Below are 15,144 nucleotides of genomic sequence, written 5' to 3' on the forward strand. Positions count from 1 at the left end.
TGGATTCATTACCGGTATGCTCGCGCGTGGGTTGAAGGGCGTGCGATTGGTAACGGGTGACCGGTGCGCGGGACTCGTGGCCGCCGTGAACGAACTGTTGCCGGAGGCGCGTTATCAGCGGTGCATGGTGCATTTCGAACGCAATATCCTCGCCAAGGTCAACCCCAGAAACCGGGAGTGGGCTGCGGACGCGCTTAAGGCCGTGTTTGCTATGGAATCACGCGACAAGGCGTTGGAGAAGGCGGAATCCGTCGCCAAGGAACTGGAGACAAGGAAGCTCAGAGAGGCTGCCAAATGCCTGCGCGAAGGCATTAGCGAGACGACGACCTACCTGCTCGACGACTATCCGAGGGAACATCGCCGGCGCATCCGTACGAACAACATGATCGAACGATTGAACCGCGAGATCAGGCGACGCACGCGCGTGGTCGGCTCGTTTCCGGACGGGCGGAGCGCGTTGATGCTCGTCTGCGCGCGCGTCCGCTACGTGACCTCGAACGAGTGGTCGACGCGCCGTTACCTCGACATGTCCCGGCTCGGTGAGAGCGTACCAGTAGCGAACTGATCATCGTCGCAGAGCCGGGCGAAGACCAAAGTGCGCAAGAATCCGGGCACTACCCATAAAAACATGTCATATCTATAGAAAACATGTCAAAAGCTTAAAAACATGTCAAATTTATCGTAAAACATGTCAAAAAAATAAGTCACATCGCCAAATACTTGCACAGTCAACAATCGTTGACAGTATTACGGCTGCTCGCACTCCTGCCGGATGCCGCCGAGCAGCCATCGTACATTGCATTCCTCGCGGTAGGCAGTGCGATCGGCTTGATTATCCTGTGGAGTCGCCGCATTGAAATCTGTGACTATATCGCAACAAATCGGTCCCCACGCGGCAGCTACGTCGGATGGACGTCACTACGATTCCTGCTGATGTTCCTGTTCCTCATCATGGCTACCGCATCCAGCTTCTCGCTGATGTAACCAGCACATACTCTCCCATGATGCGGTAAACCTCTCATGGTGCGGTAAATTAGACATGGTGCGGTAAATTAGACATGGTGCGGTGAAGCAGAATGGCTATATTCCAACGATTACGCGAATCATGCCTCTGCTGGATTACCGCATCATGGGAGATTTACCACACCATGGAATGTTATTTGAGCCGCACTAGTGTGATACTGGATGCTGGGAGTGTCAACGCAACACGAACCGGACTGGATGTATCCGGCGGTAGCAGAGAATCGCGCACCGTCTGTGTCACACATTCATGTCCCTCACCAACATAATCGAGTGTATTACGCGCATACGGATCAGCGGTCAACGTTTCAATATGTAAGTGGCGCAACGCATCCCTTGACACGCGAACCGGAATCGTAATGTGCAACGTTACCCCAATACGAGATTCACCTGTATTCACCAGTTTGATAAACCGTCGCGCACCCTTACCATCCGAGCCATTCGAGCCATCCGAACCGGTAGCCGATGCAAATAAGCATCCGCCCTCATCATCATCCACTACACACGCATAAGCAAACGAACCATAATTGGTTGAAAACAGACGTTCTGCTTCATAATTCACGCTCGGTTGTACATGTGCCGGGTTGAATTCGATCAGATTCTGTTCCCAACCGTGGGCAGTAACGTGAGACAACAGTGGCGCATACGAGGTCATCATAACGACGTCGCTATTGCGTTCGCAGCCGGTAAGAAACGCGGCTTCGGCGAGCGCCGACCGCCATTGACTGGCGTGATCGTAGTCCTGCGGCTGGGCGGCAAAATAGCCGTTAGCCGAATATTCGCCGAAGTATACGCCAGTGCCATCACGCCGGTAGTCATCAAATCGATTGGCCTGCGAGATAAACCATTGTGGGGAATGGTAGGCGTGCTCGTCCACGAGGATAACCGGCTCATGATCGAGTCCAAACAGGGAATCAGTATCCGCGTGTCTCCCTCGCGGAGCGGCTTCAACGCCCGGCACTTCGCCAGCTGCAACCGCATGCGCATGATTCCACGCGCGACGCATTGGCAGTTTGAAGGGGAATAAACCGGCACTCATCACGCACAGCATATGCGGATCTTTAGCGTGAATCGCACGGCAAATCTCATCGAATTTGTCAACATAATCAGCACCGAAATTCTCGTTACCGACGCCGATCATGTCCAATCCGAACGGCTCAGGATGACCCATGTCGCGGCGCACGGCCGCCCACGAATTCGTCTCGGGGTCGCCGTTCGCAAAGTCGATGAGATCGAGATAATCCTGTACGACGACGTTGCGGAACCAGTCAGAGCCAGTGTCAACATGCTTGGGATCGCGATACGGCGACTGGCACGTGATACCAGCGAACAGCGTCGGCAGGGGTTTGGCGCCAAGATCCTCGCATAGACAGAAGTACTCGTAGAAGCCGATCTGGTAGCTTTGCGAATACATGCCACCATCGGGCGTTTTGAACGCCCACATGTTGACCTGTTGCCGGCGGGCGGGCAGCGCGCCGACCGTGTCCTTCCACCGGTATTCGTTGCCGGGTGTCACGCCTTCGACGATGCAACCGCCCGGAAAGCGTACGAAAGCCGGCTTCAGTGCAGCGATCGACTCGACTAAGTCTCGTCGCATCCTGCCATACTGCCATTTCGGGTCGCCCGCACCCCACGAGTCCGCGTCCATGAGCGACACACAGTCGAGATCGAACGCTGCACCAGGCTCGCCGATCACATCGACGTGCAGCGCGCCGTATTCGTTCGCGAGTCCGGTCAGCACATACTTGACCCGCACCCAGCCGTCGCGCATCGGCTCACCGGCGAACCGGTCAACGTCGAAGCGCACGTCGTCGGTGATTGGTTGATCGTCGCCACCGATGACCGTGACGCGCAGCGAGACCGTACCATTGACCGGACGCACGTATGCTGTGAAATCGTATGTATGATCGCGCACGATGGACATAGCGTACAGGCCGGCGCGTTGCAGGTCACCGCAGTATCCATAGTTCTCGATGGACGGATAGGTCGCATTTTCGCTGATGCGCGGCCCACCGATTGTGATGCGCGCGTAGCGACTGTTGCGATGAATCGGCGGCGCCGGGCAGTCGGTCATCACACGCTGACCGTGTTCGCCGCGTATTTCAGTACCGCAACTGTCCACGGTTAGCCCGTCGAAGCGCCAGCCACGCAATGGATCGGCTTCAGTGCGCCAACGATCAGCGCCCTTGAGCCGCAACGACTCGTGATGTACATACACGCCGTCGAAACTGTAATTGTCCACCATGTTTGCGTTCAATCCACCGTCCGCACCGTGGTTGATATCTTCAAAAAAGACGCCGTAGAGTCGCTCACTGGCCGGATGCGTCGACGCGCCCACCGTTATCGTCACCATGCGTTCTATTATCGCGCAACGTAGCGATGCACAAAAGTGTTCAATTCGTGTTCACCACATAGTCAACTTGTGTGCGGTCTAGACACACTGTCATCGCATATGCTGAATTTCGGATAGTGAGCAAGGCTAAGGAGGCGGCATGCAGTCTTCGGTCGGCATTCGCGAGCGCATCGACCATGTGTACCCGTCGCTGCGACCGGCGGAACGTGCCGTCGCGCAGTATGTTCGTGACCATCTCGGCGAAGCGGCGGCGCTTACTGTCGGTCAGCTTGCTGATGCTGCCCGAGTCAGTCAGCCAACCGTGATCCGTTTTTCCCGCAAGCTCGGGTTCGGCGGATACCGTGAGTTGCGTTACGTGCTGCGCCATCCTGAAGCGGAACATCGGGTTACGTTCGACCCGCTCGAAGGGTTCGATCTCAACCCGTGGGACGATCTCGATTCAGTACCTGCCAAAGCTGTCAACAGTGCGAAGACGTTGCTGGACGACATGGCTAACTCGCTTGATCAAGCCGCGTTCCGTAAGGCTGTCTCACTGATCGCTGGTGCCTCCATGATCGATATTTACGGCGTGGAGAATTCGCTCGTGCCGGCCACCGACCTGTTCACCAAGCTCGGTTACCTCGGCCTCAAAACGAGGCTGAACATCGACGCCTACCTGCAGCAGATCGGTGCCGGCCACCTTAGTGCGGACGACACGGCGATTGCCTTCTCCTATTCCGGTTCTTCGTCAGACACTGTTAAAGCGTTGCGCTTGGCGAAGTCGCAGGGCGCGCACGGTGGCGATTACCAATTCGGCTGGCACACCGTTAGCTAATTGGGCTGACGTATGCTTGTACGCTGGTCGCGGTGAGCACACGATTTACGGTAACGCGATTTTCTCGCGCGTTGCTCATACCGCGCTCGTTGACATGCTGTACATGGGTGTGATTTTAAGCGATTACGGCCGATTCTCTACTGAACTTGACCGTTCGGGCAAGATTATCGCCGATCGAGTTTTCAACGGCTGATTCGTATGCTCGTTGTGCCCCGTGATGTGGGCATACACTGTCTGTTTATTCGCTGATGTGGGTATGGACTGTTCACGAAACAACCAAAAACCGGCATTAGATGGACAGTCTATACCCACATTCCGGGTTAATAGTCATCTCATAACCAGTCTATGCCCACACTTTATGTCCACATCCCATATCCGAGCATTTCCACCACATGAGGGTCTGTGTGAGTGGACATAGGTAACTCGACCATAAGACTTGGCCGAGCGGCCCGGAGCGTGTCGAGTTACCTATGTCCACTCACACAGGCCCACCCCGTTATGCGCCTTCTCACCAATAAAACTACGCAACTACGCAATTAGGACGTAGTTTCACTCATTATTTACCATACTGTCGGCAACCTTTCCCCTGAACTGGCACAAAGAGGCGCCATCAAGACCGACTATAGAAGTGCGGCATGAAGTTCGGTCGCAATCATTCACACGATAACTGAATACCGAACGGATGCCGGCAGCCAACAGCCCCGGCATGAAGATAGGGACGGTACGTCAACAAGGCGAACCGTTGGAAGGCAAGTTGAGAAATATGCTCGAACTCAAGAACATCACCAAGTCATTCGGGGACACGCACGTCCTCAACGGCATCAGCCTGACGCTCGACAAGGGCCAGATCATGTCAATTCTCGGCCCGTCTGGCGGCGGCAAGACCACGCTGCTCAACATCATCCTCGGTATCACCGATCCAACCAGCGGACAAATCATCTACGACGGCGAAGATCTGACACAAGTACCGATGGAAAAACGCGGCTTCAACATCGTGTTCCAAGACTACGCACTGTTCCCGAACCTCACCGCATATCAGAACATCACTTACGGTCTGCGCAACAACCCGGGTATTTCCTCCGAGGCAGAAATCAAGGAACTCATCAGTCTGCTTGGTCTCGAAGAACACTTGAACAAGCGTATTGACGAACTGTCAGGCGGTCAGAAGCAGCGTGTGGCGCTCGCTCGTACGCTTGTCATGAAGCCGAAACTGCTGCTGCTCGACGAGCCGCTGTCCGCGCTCGACGGCGTGATCAAGGAGTCCATTAAAGCCAAGATCAAGCAGATCGTCGAACAGTACAAGCTCACCACGATCATGGTCACGCACGATCCGGAAGAGGCTTGCACGATGAGCGACAAGGTCCTCATCATCAACCACGGTAAGATCGCCCAGTACGATACGCCAGAAAACATCATTGAGCACCCGGCCTCCGACTTCGTGAAGAAGTTCATCCTCCACCAGCTTGAAGTCAAGCGTAACAATATCTACACACTGTTCAACGAAGGCGACGCGAAGGCTGCCGAAGCTAACCGCGAGCTCGCTGCGCAGGAGGCCTGACATGTCAACCGAAGCAATTCAAGCGGGCAACCAACTGCCCAATATTCGGCCGGAGATCGTCAATTACGAACGTCGACCTTCCAAGCCAAAGCAGACCGAACTGTGGACTTTGCTCATCATCGTAGCTGTCTGCTTCCTCGGCTTCCTCGTCGTCCCGATGATTCTCGTGATCGTCCGCTCGTTCACCACGGCAGGCGGCGCGGCGACGCTCGAAAACTACGCGACAATCTTAAGCCGCCCCGAGTTCACGCGCTCAATCACTAACTCACTGACCGTAGCATCCGTATCCGCGCTCGTGGCCGTACTGCTCGCATTCCTGCTCAGCTACACGATCAACTGCACGAACGTGCCGGCCGGGTTCAAGAAAGCCGTGGCTCTACTCGCTCAGCTGCCGATGCTGCTGCCGACCATCACGTATGGTTTCGCAATCATCTACTCGTTCGGTAAGAACGGCTTGATTACGCAGCTTATTGGGCACCCACTGTTCGATATCTACGGTTTCAACGGCCTGCTGATCGGCTACGTGATCTACACACTGCCAACCTGCTTCTTGCTAATCAACAACAGCTTCCAGTTCGTTGACAAGAAGTTCATTATCGTCTCGCACATTATGGGTGATAAGCCGATCACCACGTTCCTGAACACAGTGTTGCGCCCACTGATCGGCACGATGGCGGTCGCGTTCATCCAGTCGTTCTTCCTCGCGTTCACCGACTACGGTATTCCTACCTCAGTCGGCGGTACGTACGACGTGCTTGCGATGACACTGTTCAATCAGATGCTCGGCTCGATCCCGAACTTCAACCGCGGTGCTGTCATCGCAGTATTCATGCTGATTCCGTCGATTATTTCGATCATCTTGATGACCGTGCTTGAACGATTCGCTATTCGTTACAAGCAGATCAGCCAGATCGAACTGCCGAAAGGTAAGACGCGCGACTGGCTGTGCGGCATCGGTTCCGTGATTACGCTCGTATGCGTCCTGTCGGTGTTCGTAGTGATTCTGCTCATTCCGTTCGTCGCTGAGTGGCCGGACAACCCGACCTTCTCGATGAGTCATATCGCGAATCTGTTCACTGATTCGCAGTTGACGCAAGTGTTCACAAACTCGCTGTACGTGGCCGTCATGACCGCAATCTTCGGCTGCCTGTTCGTGTATGCTGCTGGCCTCGTAACTTCGCGTTCCAAGCTGCCTGCGTGGGCGCGTCGCTCGGTAGATGCGATTTCTGCGATTATCAACACGGTTCCTGGCATGGTGCTCGGTATTGCGTTCCTGTTCATGTTCTCTGGTTCGCCGTTGCAGAACACGTTCTGGATTTTGATCATCGCAAACATCGTCCACTATTTCGCAACCCCATACCAGATGATCAAGGACTCGCTCACCAAGATGAACGCCGGTTGGGAAACCACCGCAAAGCTCATGGGCGACAGCTGGTTCAAGACACTGGTACGCGTGGTGACGCCGAACGCGTGGCCAACACTGCTGCAAATCTTCGGATACTATTTCGTCAACGCAATGGTGACGATTTCTGCAGTCGTGTTCTTGACTGGTGCGCGTACACAGGTGATCACTACGAAGATTTCCGCATTGCAACATATCGCTAAGTTCGACGATGTGTTCGTACTCTCGCTGCTCATCCTCGTCGTCAACCTTATCGTTAAGGGTCTGATCGCACTACTCACCCGTGATCGCTCCCGCGAACGCGCTAAGGCCAAGGCTCGCGCAAAGGTTAGCGTGAAGACTCCGCAGGTTGCTGCAGCGGTTGCTACCGTGCGTCCGAGCAGTCAGCTGGCAGCTGCGGCAGCTAACTTCCAGCTACCAGATGATTCGGGACGTCGTACGCGCGGTCTGATTACGAGCATTGCTTCTGCCGTGGCGGTCGTGTTGCTTGTTGCGTTTGGTGCTGTATCAACCGGTGCTGCGGCGACCGGCGGCAAAGTGGTGATCTACACGAACGCCGATGAGGAAGCAATCACCGCATTCAAGAACGCGCTCGACAACAACGGATACAAGGACCAGTACATTGTCCAAGAGTTCGGTACTTCTGAGCTTGGCGGCAAGATGCTGGCCGAAGGCAAGGCGCTCGAAGCAGACATGCTCACCATGAGCTCGTACTACATCGACTCGGCACAGGAACGCAACCACATGTTCGCCAACCTGACCGACGTGCAGTCGAAGCTGCTCGGCGACACCGAGAACTCGAAGGCTCCCGCATGGCGCTCCCCAACCACCGCACAGGAAGGCGCGATCATCATCAACACCGAAGCACTCAAGGCCGCTGGTGTTGAAGCTCCGAAGAGCTACGCTGATCTCGCTAAACCTGAATACAAGGGCTTGATCTCCGTGCCAGATATGGAAGGCTCATCCACTGGCTGGCTCATGGTTCAGGCTATCGTCGACGCGTATGGTACCGGCGAAGAAGGTAAGCAAATCCTCACCGATATTTACCGCAATGCTGGCCCGCATCTTGAGCAGTCCGGTTCCGGTCCGCTCAAGGCAGTGCGCGCGAAGGAAGTGGCGATTGGTTTCGGCTTGCGTCATCAGGCGGTTGCCGATAAGAAGAAGGGCCTGCCGATCGATTATGTCGACCCAACCGAAGGCAACTACTCACTGACCGAGTCGGTGGCAGTGCTCGACAAGGGCCGCGCAACCAACCCGAAGGCGCAGAAGATGGCCGGTGTCATCATCGACAAGGGTCGTGCGGAACTGCTTCAAACCTATCCGACGCCGTTGTATGAGGGTGAGAGTGCTCCGGCTAACGCGTCGAAGCGGTCAAAGTCCTTCCCGAAGCCGCTGACCGTTGATCTGCTCCAGCAGCATCAGGACTTCTCATCCGAATGCAAGCGCATCGCCCAAGGCGAGTGAACTCAGTTCCAGAGCGCTCGGTTTAGCTAAGTAGCCCTACCGGGATGTGGTTTGGCAGATGTGTTGCTCGACACTCTCCAGGCCGCTCGGCCAAGTCTTACGGTCGAGCAACGCATCTGCCAAACCACATCCCTCCGTTTTCGTTCAACGTTACGTTCGCTCATCAAACGTAAGTTTTCAATAGACCAGCTGTTGGTTGGTGATGTATGTTGTTCGACCGTAAGACTCGGCCGAGCGGCCTGGAGAGTGTCGAGCAACATACATCACCAACCAACAGCCCACGCTGGAACTAAACAAAATCATCACCCCGTTCGATCGTGAACGAGAATCAAACAGACCATTCAAAACTACAAACAACACGCCGACGATAGATATCAGACTACGTAGAAGATGTCATCAACTACGCAAATGACTAGAGTCGGCAATCGGAAACAAGGAAAGGTAATCATCATGGCAAACGAATACAAACTGCTCACTCCTGGCCCGCTGACCACCACGCATACCGTTAAGGAAGAGATGCTCTTCGATCACTGCACGTGGGATGAGGATTACCAGCAGATTACGCAGAAGATTCGCCGCCAGCTGCTTGAGCTCGCGCACTGCGACCCGTCCGAATACACGGTTGTGCTCATGCAGGGTTCTGGCACGTTCGGCGTCGAAAGTGTACTCACGTCGGTGATCGGCAAGGACGAAAAAGTGCTGCTGTGCACCAACGGCGCCTACGGCGACCGTCAGGTGAAGATCTGCGAGCACGCCGGCATCAACTATGTTCAGTACGCGGAACCATACGACCGCATTCCGGACGCCAACAAGGTTGATGAATACCTGCGTAACGATCCGTCCATCACGCACGTTTCTATGATTCACTCCGAAACCACGTCTGGCCTGCTCAACGATATCGCCGCAGTGGCAACCGTCGCCAAGTCGCACGGCTGCACGTTTATGGTCGACGCGATGAGCTCGTTTGGCGGCGTGGACATTCCGGTTGCCGGCTGGGGTATCGACTTCCTTGTCTCTTCGGCCAATAAGTGCATTCAGGGCGTGCCGGGATTCAGCTTTATCATCTGCAACAAGGCGAAGCTCGAAGCCTCCAAGGGCAAGGCGCGTAGCCTCTCGCTTGACTTGTGGGACCAGTGGAACACGCTCGAAAAGGCGAATGGCAAGTGGCGTTACACTTCGCCGACGCACGTGGTGCTCGCGTTCTCGAAGGCTCTGGATGAAATGTTTGCTGAGGGCGGCATTCCGATGCGTTCAGCCCGTTACCAGCTCAACAACGATCTGTTGATTGCACGTATGCGCGCACTTGGTTTCCGCGTGTTCCTCGCCGATCATCAAGGCCCGATCATCACCACGTTCCTCTACCCGGAAGGCACGTCGTTCGATTTCCACGACATGTACGAGTTCATTAAGGAACGCGGTTACGCGATCTACCCGGGCAAGCTCACCGATGAGGAAACGTTCCGCTTGGGCAATATCGGCGAAATCTACACCGACGATATCGAGAAGGTAACCGAACTGCTGGCCCTGTACATGGGTGAACGTGGTCTACTTGAGGCTGCTACCGGTTCGGCTTCTGTGCCAGATGCGATCGCTGCGATGGATGCTGCGGGCGAGCCGATTAAGGCTGCAGCTCCTGCCGGTGTGAAGCTCACCGCCTGAGTACAACGACTACGACCGTAAAAAAGAAAGGAATCACGATGACCAATCGTTTTGAAGCTGTCATTTTTGACTGGGCTGGCACGACTGTGGACTATGGTTGCTTCGCACCGGTGCGCGCTTTTCAAGAGGCGTTCAAGGAGTTTGGCATTGAACCAACTATGGCTGAAACCCGCAAGCCGATGGGCATGCTTAAGCATGATCATATTGAAACCATGCTGCACATGGATCGCATCGCCCGCGCATGGGAAGATGCGCACGGCGCTGCTCCGACCGATGCGGATACCGATGCTGTATACGCTCATTTCGAGCCCAAGCTGCTGAGCATTCTCGACCAGTTTGCTGATCCGAAGCCGGGTGTGGTGGACGCAGCTGCTGCACTGCGTGCGATGGGCTTGAAGATAGGCTCGACCACCGGGTATACGGATAAAATGATGGACATTGTCGTGCCCCAAGCTGCTGCGAACGGCTATGCACCGGACTTTTGGATTAGTCCGGATGGCACGAATGGTTTCGGCCGCCCATACCCGTATATGGTGTTCCGCAATCTCGAACACCTTGGTGTGACTGACGTGCGCCGCGCGGTAAAAGTTGGCGATACACTGTCTGATATTCGCGAAGGTAAGAACGCTGGCGTGTTCACGATCGGCGTGACCGAAGGCAGCTCCCAAATGGCGTTAAGCCAGTCTGAGTTCGAGGCTCTGTCTGACGCTGATAAGGCAACTGCCCGCAGCGCTGCTCGCGATGCGTTCGTAGCCGCGGGCGCAGATGCGGTTATCGACACAATGGCCGAGCTGCCGACGCTCCTGACTCAACTCGCCTGACTTCCGGTCACAGACCCTTCACCCGGGCGGGTGATCGGGCCACAGGGTACCTATGTAGTATGTATGTGGCAGCAGGCGGCACGGCTTTCTGCATTCTGAGAGGCAGTTTTTCGTTGCAGTAAGGGTCTTTCTGTAATCTGAGAGGCAGTCGTTGTGTAAACAAGACCGATATGATGGGATCTTTGGCGTGTTTTCATCGGTGATTTACACACTGACTGCCTCTCAGATTACAGAAGGACTCCTGCAAATCCGAAAAACTGCCTCTCAGATTGCATTAGCCCGCATGTCGGCCGCAGGTATCCGCGCCATGCACGTACACATCATTCATCACCGGCACAAATTACCCTTGCACGCGTTCGCCAGCGGCACTGCGATACCCGAAGTTCATCATTTCACTGTTATACGCAACAACACCACGGCCGGTCGCAGGTAGCACAATCATGCCACCATCGCCATGATGCTCCGCAACCTCAGCGAGCGTAGCCACAGCTGCATCATGAACGCTCTCTCCAGCAAATCGCACACGGTCAGCCACCTGATGCGCAGCAACCGCTTTGATAAACGCTTCGCCAATGCCCGTACAGGAAACTGCAACCGTGCGCTGATCAGCAAATGTGCCACATCCCGGCAGTGGTGAATCACCGACACGACCATGCATCTGATTCGTGATTCCTCCCGTAGACGTGCCCGCAGCAATCCGACCAGCTGCATCGCGCGCTACTGCTCCGATCGTGCCATGCTTCTCCCACGTATCACCACTCGTCTGCGCTTCAACCAATGAACGACGGCGTTCATCCGTAATAAAATAATCGTTTGACACTGTCGCAATACCCCATGCGGCAAGCTCTTCGTCAGTCGGGTCGGCAAACAGCACATGCTTCGTGAAATCTTTCACCGCGCGCGCTGCATCAATCGGATTGCGCACTGTTGATACTCCCGCAACCGCCCCAACATCACCATCGCCGGTCATCAGACAAGCATCCATGCGCGCCAATCCATCGCTGGTGAGAGCTGCACCACGGCCTGCATTAAATTCAGGCGCGTCTTCCATCACATGAATTGCCGCGATAACTGCATCTTCGGCGGCCCCTCCAGCTTCCAGCACGGCATACCCAGCATCGAGCGCGCGCGTTACATCAGCCTTGACTTGCTCAGATCGTTCGGCAGTGTGATGCCGGCCACGATTGCCTGCTCCAGCGTGAATAATCAGCGTAATACCGTCCTCGCTACCGGCTGATTCAGCCGTGACTAATGGCGTGGATGTTGCGTGTTCGTTCATTATTACTCTCCCCTCGTTATTGTCTCTCGTCACCAGACCGTGCCAAGATCACTGCCACCAGCATTTTGGCATGTCACCTGTTGCGTTCATTATGCATCATCATACGAGCCGCAACGCACGCATACGAACGTATCCCTGCACTGTCGCGCACCGTCGTGCATCAGCGCACATCAACCGTCAAAATTCACCGATGATTCACCGTGCCGCATCACTTGGGCAACAGATACGACGATTCACGCGACTATCACAGTAAGTATGCATAACAGGATGGCAGCTCAGCGCAACGCACGAGTCGGCGCATCACATCCAACAGCCGGTCTTAATTTGCTACAAACATTCTCCATCGGGTTTGGCATGCTTGCTATCGCTGCCGCATGGGCAATGTATAACGCGTTCGTGCCGATCAAACTCAAGGAACTCGCGATTCCGACCGCCATCGTCGGCATTGTAATGGGCATTGATAATCTGTGCGGATTCACGATTCAACCATTATTCGGTATCCTGTCGGATAGAGTGCGCACTCGCTGGGGGCGGCGCATCCCGTTCGCACTCGTTGCCATTCCGTCTGCAGCGGTTTGTTTGATTCTGATCGCGATTGCTCCGAATGCGCCACTAACGATCACCGCTGTGGTTGTGTACGCGATACTCATGTCAACATGCCGCGCGCCGATTGTCGCGCTTATGCCCGACGTCACTGTTTCAAGTAAACGCAGTACTGCGAATGGCATTATCAATTTCATGGGGTCGATCGGCAATGTGCTCGCCCTCGGCGGCGGAAGCCTGCTCTATAAGCGTTACGGCATGAGCATCACGTTCGTGGCGGGCGCGTTCATTATGGTTGGCGCGCTGGTTGCGCTTACGACACTTGTGCAAGAACCGAATGAGTTCCGTACGAAGCCGGGTGAGTCGGCACAATTGCCGTTTGTTAGTTGGCGCGAGTTTCGTGAAGCTGCGGTCCCCCGGCTTGATCTCGATGATGATGCTCGTCGTAGTTTCCGCATGATTTTGGCGATTTTGTTCTTATATACGATGGGCTCGAGTGCAATCGAAACGTATTTCACGTTGTACGCAACGCATGATTTGGGTATGGAACCGTCTGCTGCAAGCGGTGGTCTAGTGTGGTTTGCGGTCAGTGGTATTTTGTTCGCAATTCCAGCAGGTTGGCTTGGTACGCGCTTTGGTCGGCGTGCGACGATGAGCGCCGGATTGGTATTAGCGATTGTGATGCTTGCTCCGATGCCGTGGGTAGGGCGAGCGGAACTATTGCCGTATCTTGCGTTCGTATTCGGCATTTTGTGGATGATGGTATTGGTGAACGCACTGCCTTGGGCAACGGAACTGGGTGGCACTGAGCATACCGGTACGATGACCGCATACTATTATCTCGCCACATCTGGCGGTGCAGCGATTTCTCCTACGTTGTTTGGTTTGATCGAGCAGTCGACTGGTGAATATCGCTGGATGTTTATATACGCGATTGTTGGATTTGCGCTGGCGTTAGCGTTGATGCCGTTCGCGTCGCGCGGCGATGCGGATGATGCGCATTCATTCGCATGGACTATCGCTACCGCTGAGTCACGCGATGGAAAAACAGCGGTTCCTGCCATCGCGTGATTCCTTCATATCTCACGGGATGGCAAATTATGTCATATTGCCATCTCGTGAGGGTAAATTGACATAATTTTTGGTCACGCGATGGCAATAACGGCGAATTTTCCATCGCGTGACGGAGTATGACTTCACGCGATGGAAAAATACCCGTTTTTGCCATCGCGTGCACAGAAAATCGCTACATCGCTGCCTCGTCGTCATTCTCATAAGTGAGAATGTCACCGGGCTGGCAGTCAAGCGCTTCGCAGATTGCTGCGAGCGTTGTGAATCGGATCGCTGATACACGATTATTTTTGATTTTCGACAGATTCACGTTGGTAATACCGACTTTGTCAGACAGCCAATTGAGAGATCGGCCACGTTCAACCATCATTCGATCAAGTCGCAATACAATACGTCCACTCACAACAATCCTTCGACGTCGTTTTGCAGCATGGCACCATAGTTGAACACTTGCGCAAACATAAACGAGATAATACCGAGCAAGATCAGCAATCCTGTAAACGCACCGCCACTGATCGCAACACTAGTAAACGGCATGCAGATCAACGATATGACAAGTGCAGAAACCGGCGTCGCGATGAGATACCATCCGATACGTTCGAGCCGTTCAATCGGCATGGCACGAAACGGCGTCACCTCACTGCCGTAGCGAACACGATCGCGCATCCAGTCGCGTAATTCAGCGAGCAGTGCAGCCAGCTCACCAAATACCAGCGTAAGCAGCGTGTAGATTGCGATATGTTCGAGTCCAACCAGTAAAGTGACCGGCACATTGATTACGTTCGTCGTCCAATCAGCGAGACGAATGTCACTGTCGAGAAAATGACCTGCGATTGATGCGGAACCAATGCCAGCATCCATCGTCACGCTGTAATACGAATAGTCAGGTTGGAATGAGCGCATGTCAACGATGAACATAACGACGATGATTAACTGGATAATCGCACACAAGGCGAGAAAAACCGTTGCAATACGCGCTATTACAATAGCAGCACCGGATGCACGGCTTAGCACAATACGACCACTACTATTAGCTGATGGACGAGAAACGCCCGTCCTAAAAGTGTGTTGCGTGCTCATGATGGCCTCCTTGTCAATCACGGATAAGCATTTTTATACTTACTATCATCTTCCCATTATTATCGTTTGTCAATAAATAG

At 54.5% G+C, this 15,144-nt stretch carries 11 protein-coding genes and 1 pseudogene; 8 read left to right on the plus strand and 4 right to left on the minus strand.

Annotated elements, in window-relative coordinates; genetic code table 11:
- Together BHAP_RS09365 and BHAP_RS09370 are read left to right on the plus strand one after the other, a co-directional pair.
- Positions 1–565 (plus strand): IS256 family transposase (locus tag BHAP_RS09365; protein WP_211279725.1); only part of this gene is annotated, 565 nt, incomplete at its 5' end.
- Between the two features lie 173 nt (positions 566–738).
- A complete protein-coding gene (locus BHAP_RS09370) occupies positions 739–984 on the plus strand; it encodes a hypothetical protein (RefSeq protein WP_143248780.1) in 246 nt (81 codons plus the stop codon).
- 172 nt (positions 985–1,156) lie between these two features.
- Here BHAP_RS09370 and BHAP_RS09375 read toward each other — a convergent pair whose 3' ends face one another.
- Positions 1,157–3,373, minus strand: a complete 2,217-nt coding sequence (locus BHAP_RS09375; protein ID WP_094730442.1) for an alpha-L-arabinofuranosidase C-terminal domain-containing protein — start codon at positions 3,371–3,373, stop codon at positions 1,157–1,159.
- 139 nt (positions 3,374–3,512) lie between these two features.
- Here BHAP_RS09375 and BHAP_RS09380 point away from each other — a divergent pair.
- From BHAP_RS09380 to phnX, 5 genes and pseudogenes are all read left to right on the plus strand, one after another.
- A pseudogene (locus tag BHAP_RS09380) lies at positions 3,513–4,380 on the plus strand (MurR/RpiR family transcriptional regulator).
- Between the two features lie 513 nt (positions 4,381–4,893).
- The gene (locus tag BHAP_RS09385; protein WP_211279726.1) at positions 4,894–5,745 is read left to right on the plus strand and encodes an ABC transporter ATP-binding protein; all 852 of its coding nucleotides are present in this window, start codon (positions 4,894–4,896) and stop codon (positions 5,743–5,745) included.
- Between the two features lies 1 nt (position 5,746).
- On the plus strand, positions 5,747–8,611 hold the full coding sequence (locus BHAP_RS09390) for an extracellular solute-binding protein (RefSeq protein ID WP_169713204.1): 2,865 nt from the start codon (positions 5,747–5,749) through the stop codon (positions 8,609–8,611).
- A 450-nt stretch (positions 8,612–9,061) separates the two neighbouring features.
- Entirely contained in the window at positions 9,062–10,270 is a 1,209-nt protein-coding gene (locus tag BHAP_RS09395; RefSeq protein ID WP_094730444.1) for a 2-aminoethylphosphonate--pyruvate transaminase, read from the plus strand.
- Positions 10,271–10,308: 38 nt separating this feature from the next.
- Entirely contained in the window at positions 10,309–11,091 is a 783-nt protein-coding gene (gene phnX / locus BHAP_RS09400) for a phosphonoacetaldehyde hydrolase (protein ID WP_094730445.1), read from the plus strand.
- A 340-nt stretch (positions 11,092–11,431) separates the two neighbouring features.
- Here phnX and BHAP_RS09405 read toward each other — a convergent pair whose 3' ends face one another.
- Entirely contained in the window at positions 11,432–12,370 is a 939-nt protein-coding gene (locus BHAP_RS09405; RefSeq protein WP_094730446.1) for an isoaspartyl peptidase/L-asparaginase family protein, read from the minus strand.
- A gap of 255 nt (positions 12,371–12,625) precedes the next feature.
- On the opposite strand from BHAP_RS09405, the gene BHAP_RS09410 reads away from it, so the two are divergent.
- Positions 12,626–13,984, plus strand: a complete 1,359-nt coding sequence (locus BHAP_RS09410; protein WP_094730447.1) for an MFS transporter — start codon at positions 12,626–12,628, stop codon at positions 13,982–13,984.
- A 175-nt stretch (positions 13,985–14,159) separates the two neighbouring features.
- Here BHAP_RS09410 and BHAP_RS09415 read toward each other — a convergent pair whose 3' ends face one another.
- Both BHAP_RS09415 and BHAP_RS09420 read right to left on the minus strand, forming a co-directional pair.
- A complete protein-coding gene (locus BHAP_RS09415; protein WP_094730464.1) occupies positions 14,160–14,354 on the minus strand; it encodes a helix-turn-helix domain-containing protein in 195 nt (64 codons plus the stop codon).
- 29 nt (positions 14,355–14,383) lie between these two features.
- Positions 14,384–15,064 carry a hypothetical protein gene (locus tag BHAP_RS09420; protein ID WP_094730448.1) on the minus strand — a complete coding sequence of 227 codons (681 nt, stop codon included), beginning with the start codon at positions 15,062–15,064 and terminating at the stop codon, positions 14,384–14,386.
- Positions 15,065–15,144: the final 80 nt, after the last annotated feature.

Origin of the sequence: Bifidobacterium hapali, from assembly GCF_002259755.1 — a bacterium.
GTDB classification, from domain to species: Bacteria; Actinomycetota; Actinomycetes; order Actinomycetales; family Bifidobacteriaceae; genus Bifidobacterium; species Bifidobacterium hapali.

Bases quoted from the DNA above. Each gene is read 5' to 3' on its own strand.
- BHAP_RS09375 (WP_094730442.1), bottom strand. From the start codon at position 3,373: ATGGTGACGATAACGGTGGGCGCGTCGACGCATCCGGCCAGTGAGCGA.
- BHAP_RS09385 (WP_211279726.1), top strand. From the start codon at position 4,894: ATGAAGATAGGGACGGTACGTCAACAAGGCGAACCGTTGGAAGGCAAG.
- BHAP_RS09390 (WP_169713204.1), top strand. From the start codon at position 5,747: ATGTCAACCGAAGCAATTCAAGCGGGCAACCAACTGCCCAATATTCGG.
- BHAP_RS09395 (WP_094730444.1), top strand. From the start codon at position 9,062: ATGGCAAACGAATACAAACTGCTCACTCCTGGCCCGCTGACCACCACG.
- phnX (WP_094730445.1), top strand. From the start codon at position 10,309: ATGACCAATCGTTTTGAAGCTGTCATTTTTGACTGGGCTGGCACGACT.
- BHAP_RS09405 (WP_094730446.1), bottom strand. From the start codon at position 12,370: ATGAACGAACACGCAACATCCACGCCATTAGTCACGGCTGAATCAGCC.
- BHAP_RS09410 (WP_094730447.1), top strand. From the start codon at position 12,626: ATGCATAACAGGATGGCAGCTCAGCGCAACGCACGAGTCGGCGCATCA.
- BHAP_RS09415 (WP_094730464.1), bottom strand. From the start codon at position 14,354: ATGATGGTTGAACGTGGCCGATCTCTCAATTGGCTGTCTGACAAAGTC.
- BHAP_RS09420 (WP_094730448.1), bottom strand. From the start codon at position 15,064: ATGAGCACGCAACACACTTTTAGGACGGGCGTTTCTCGTCCATCAGCT.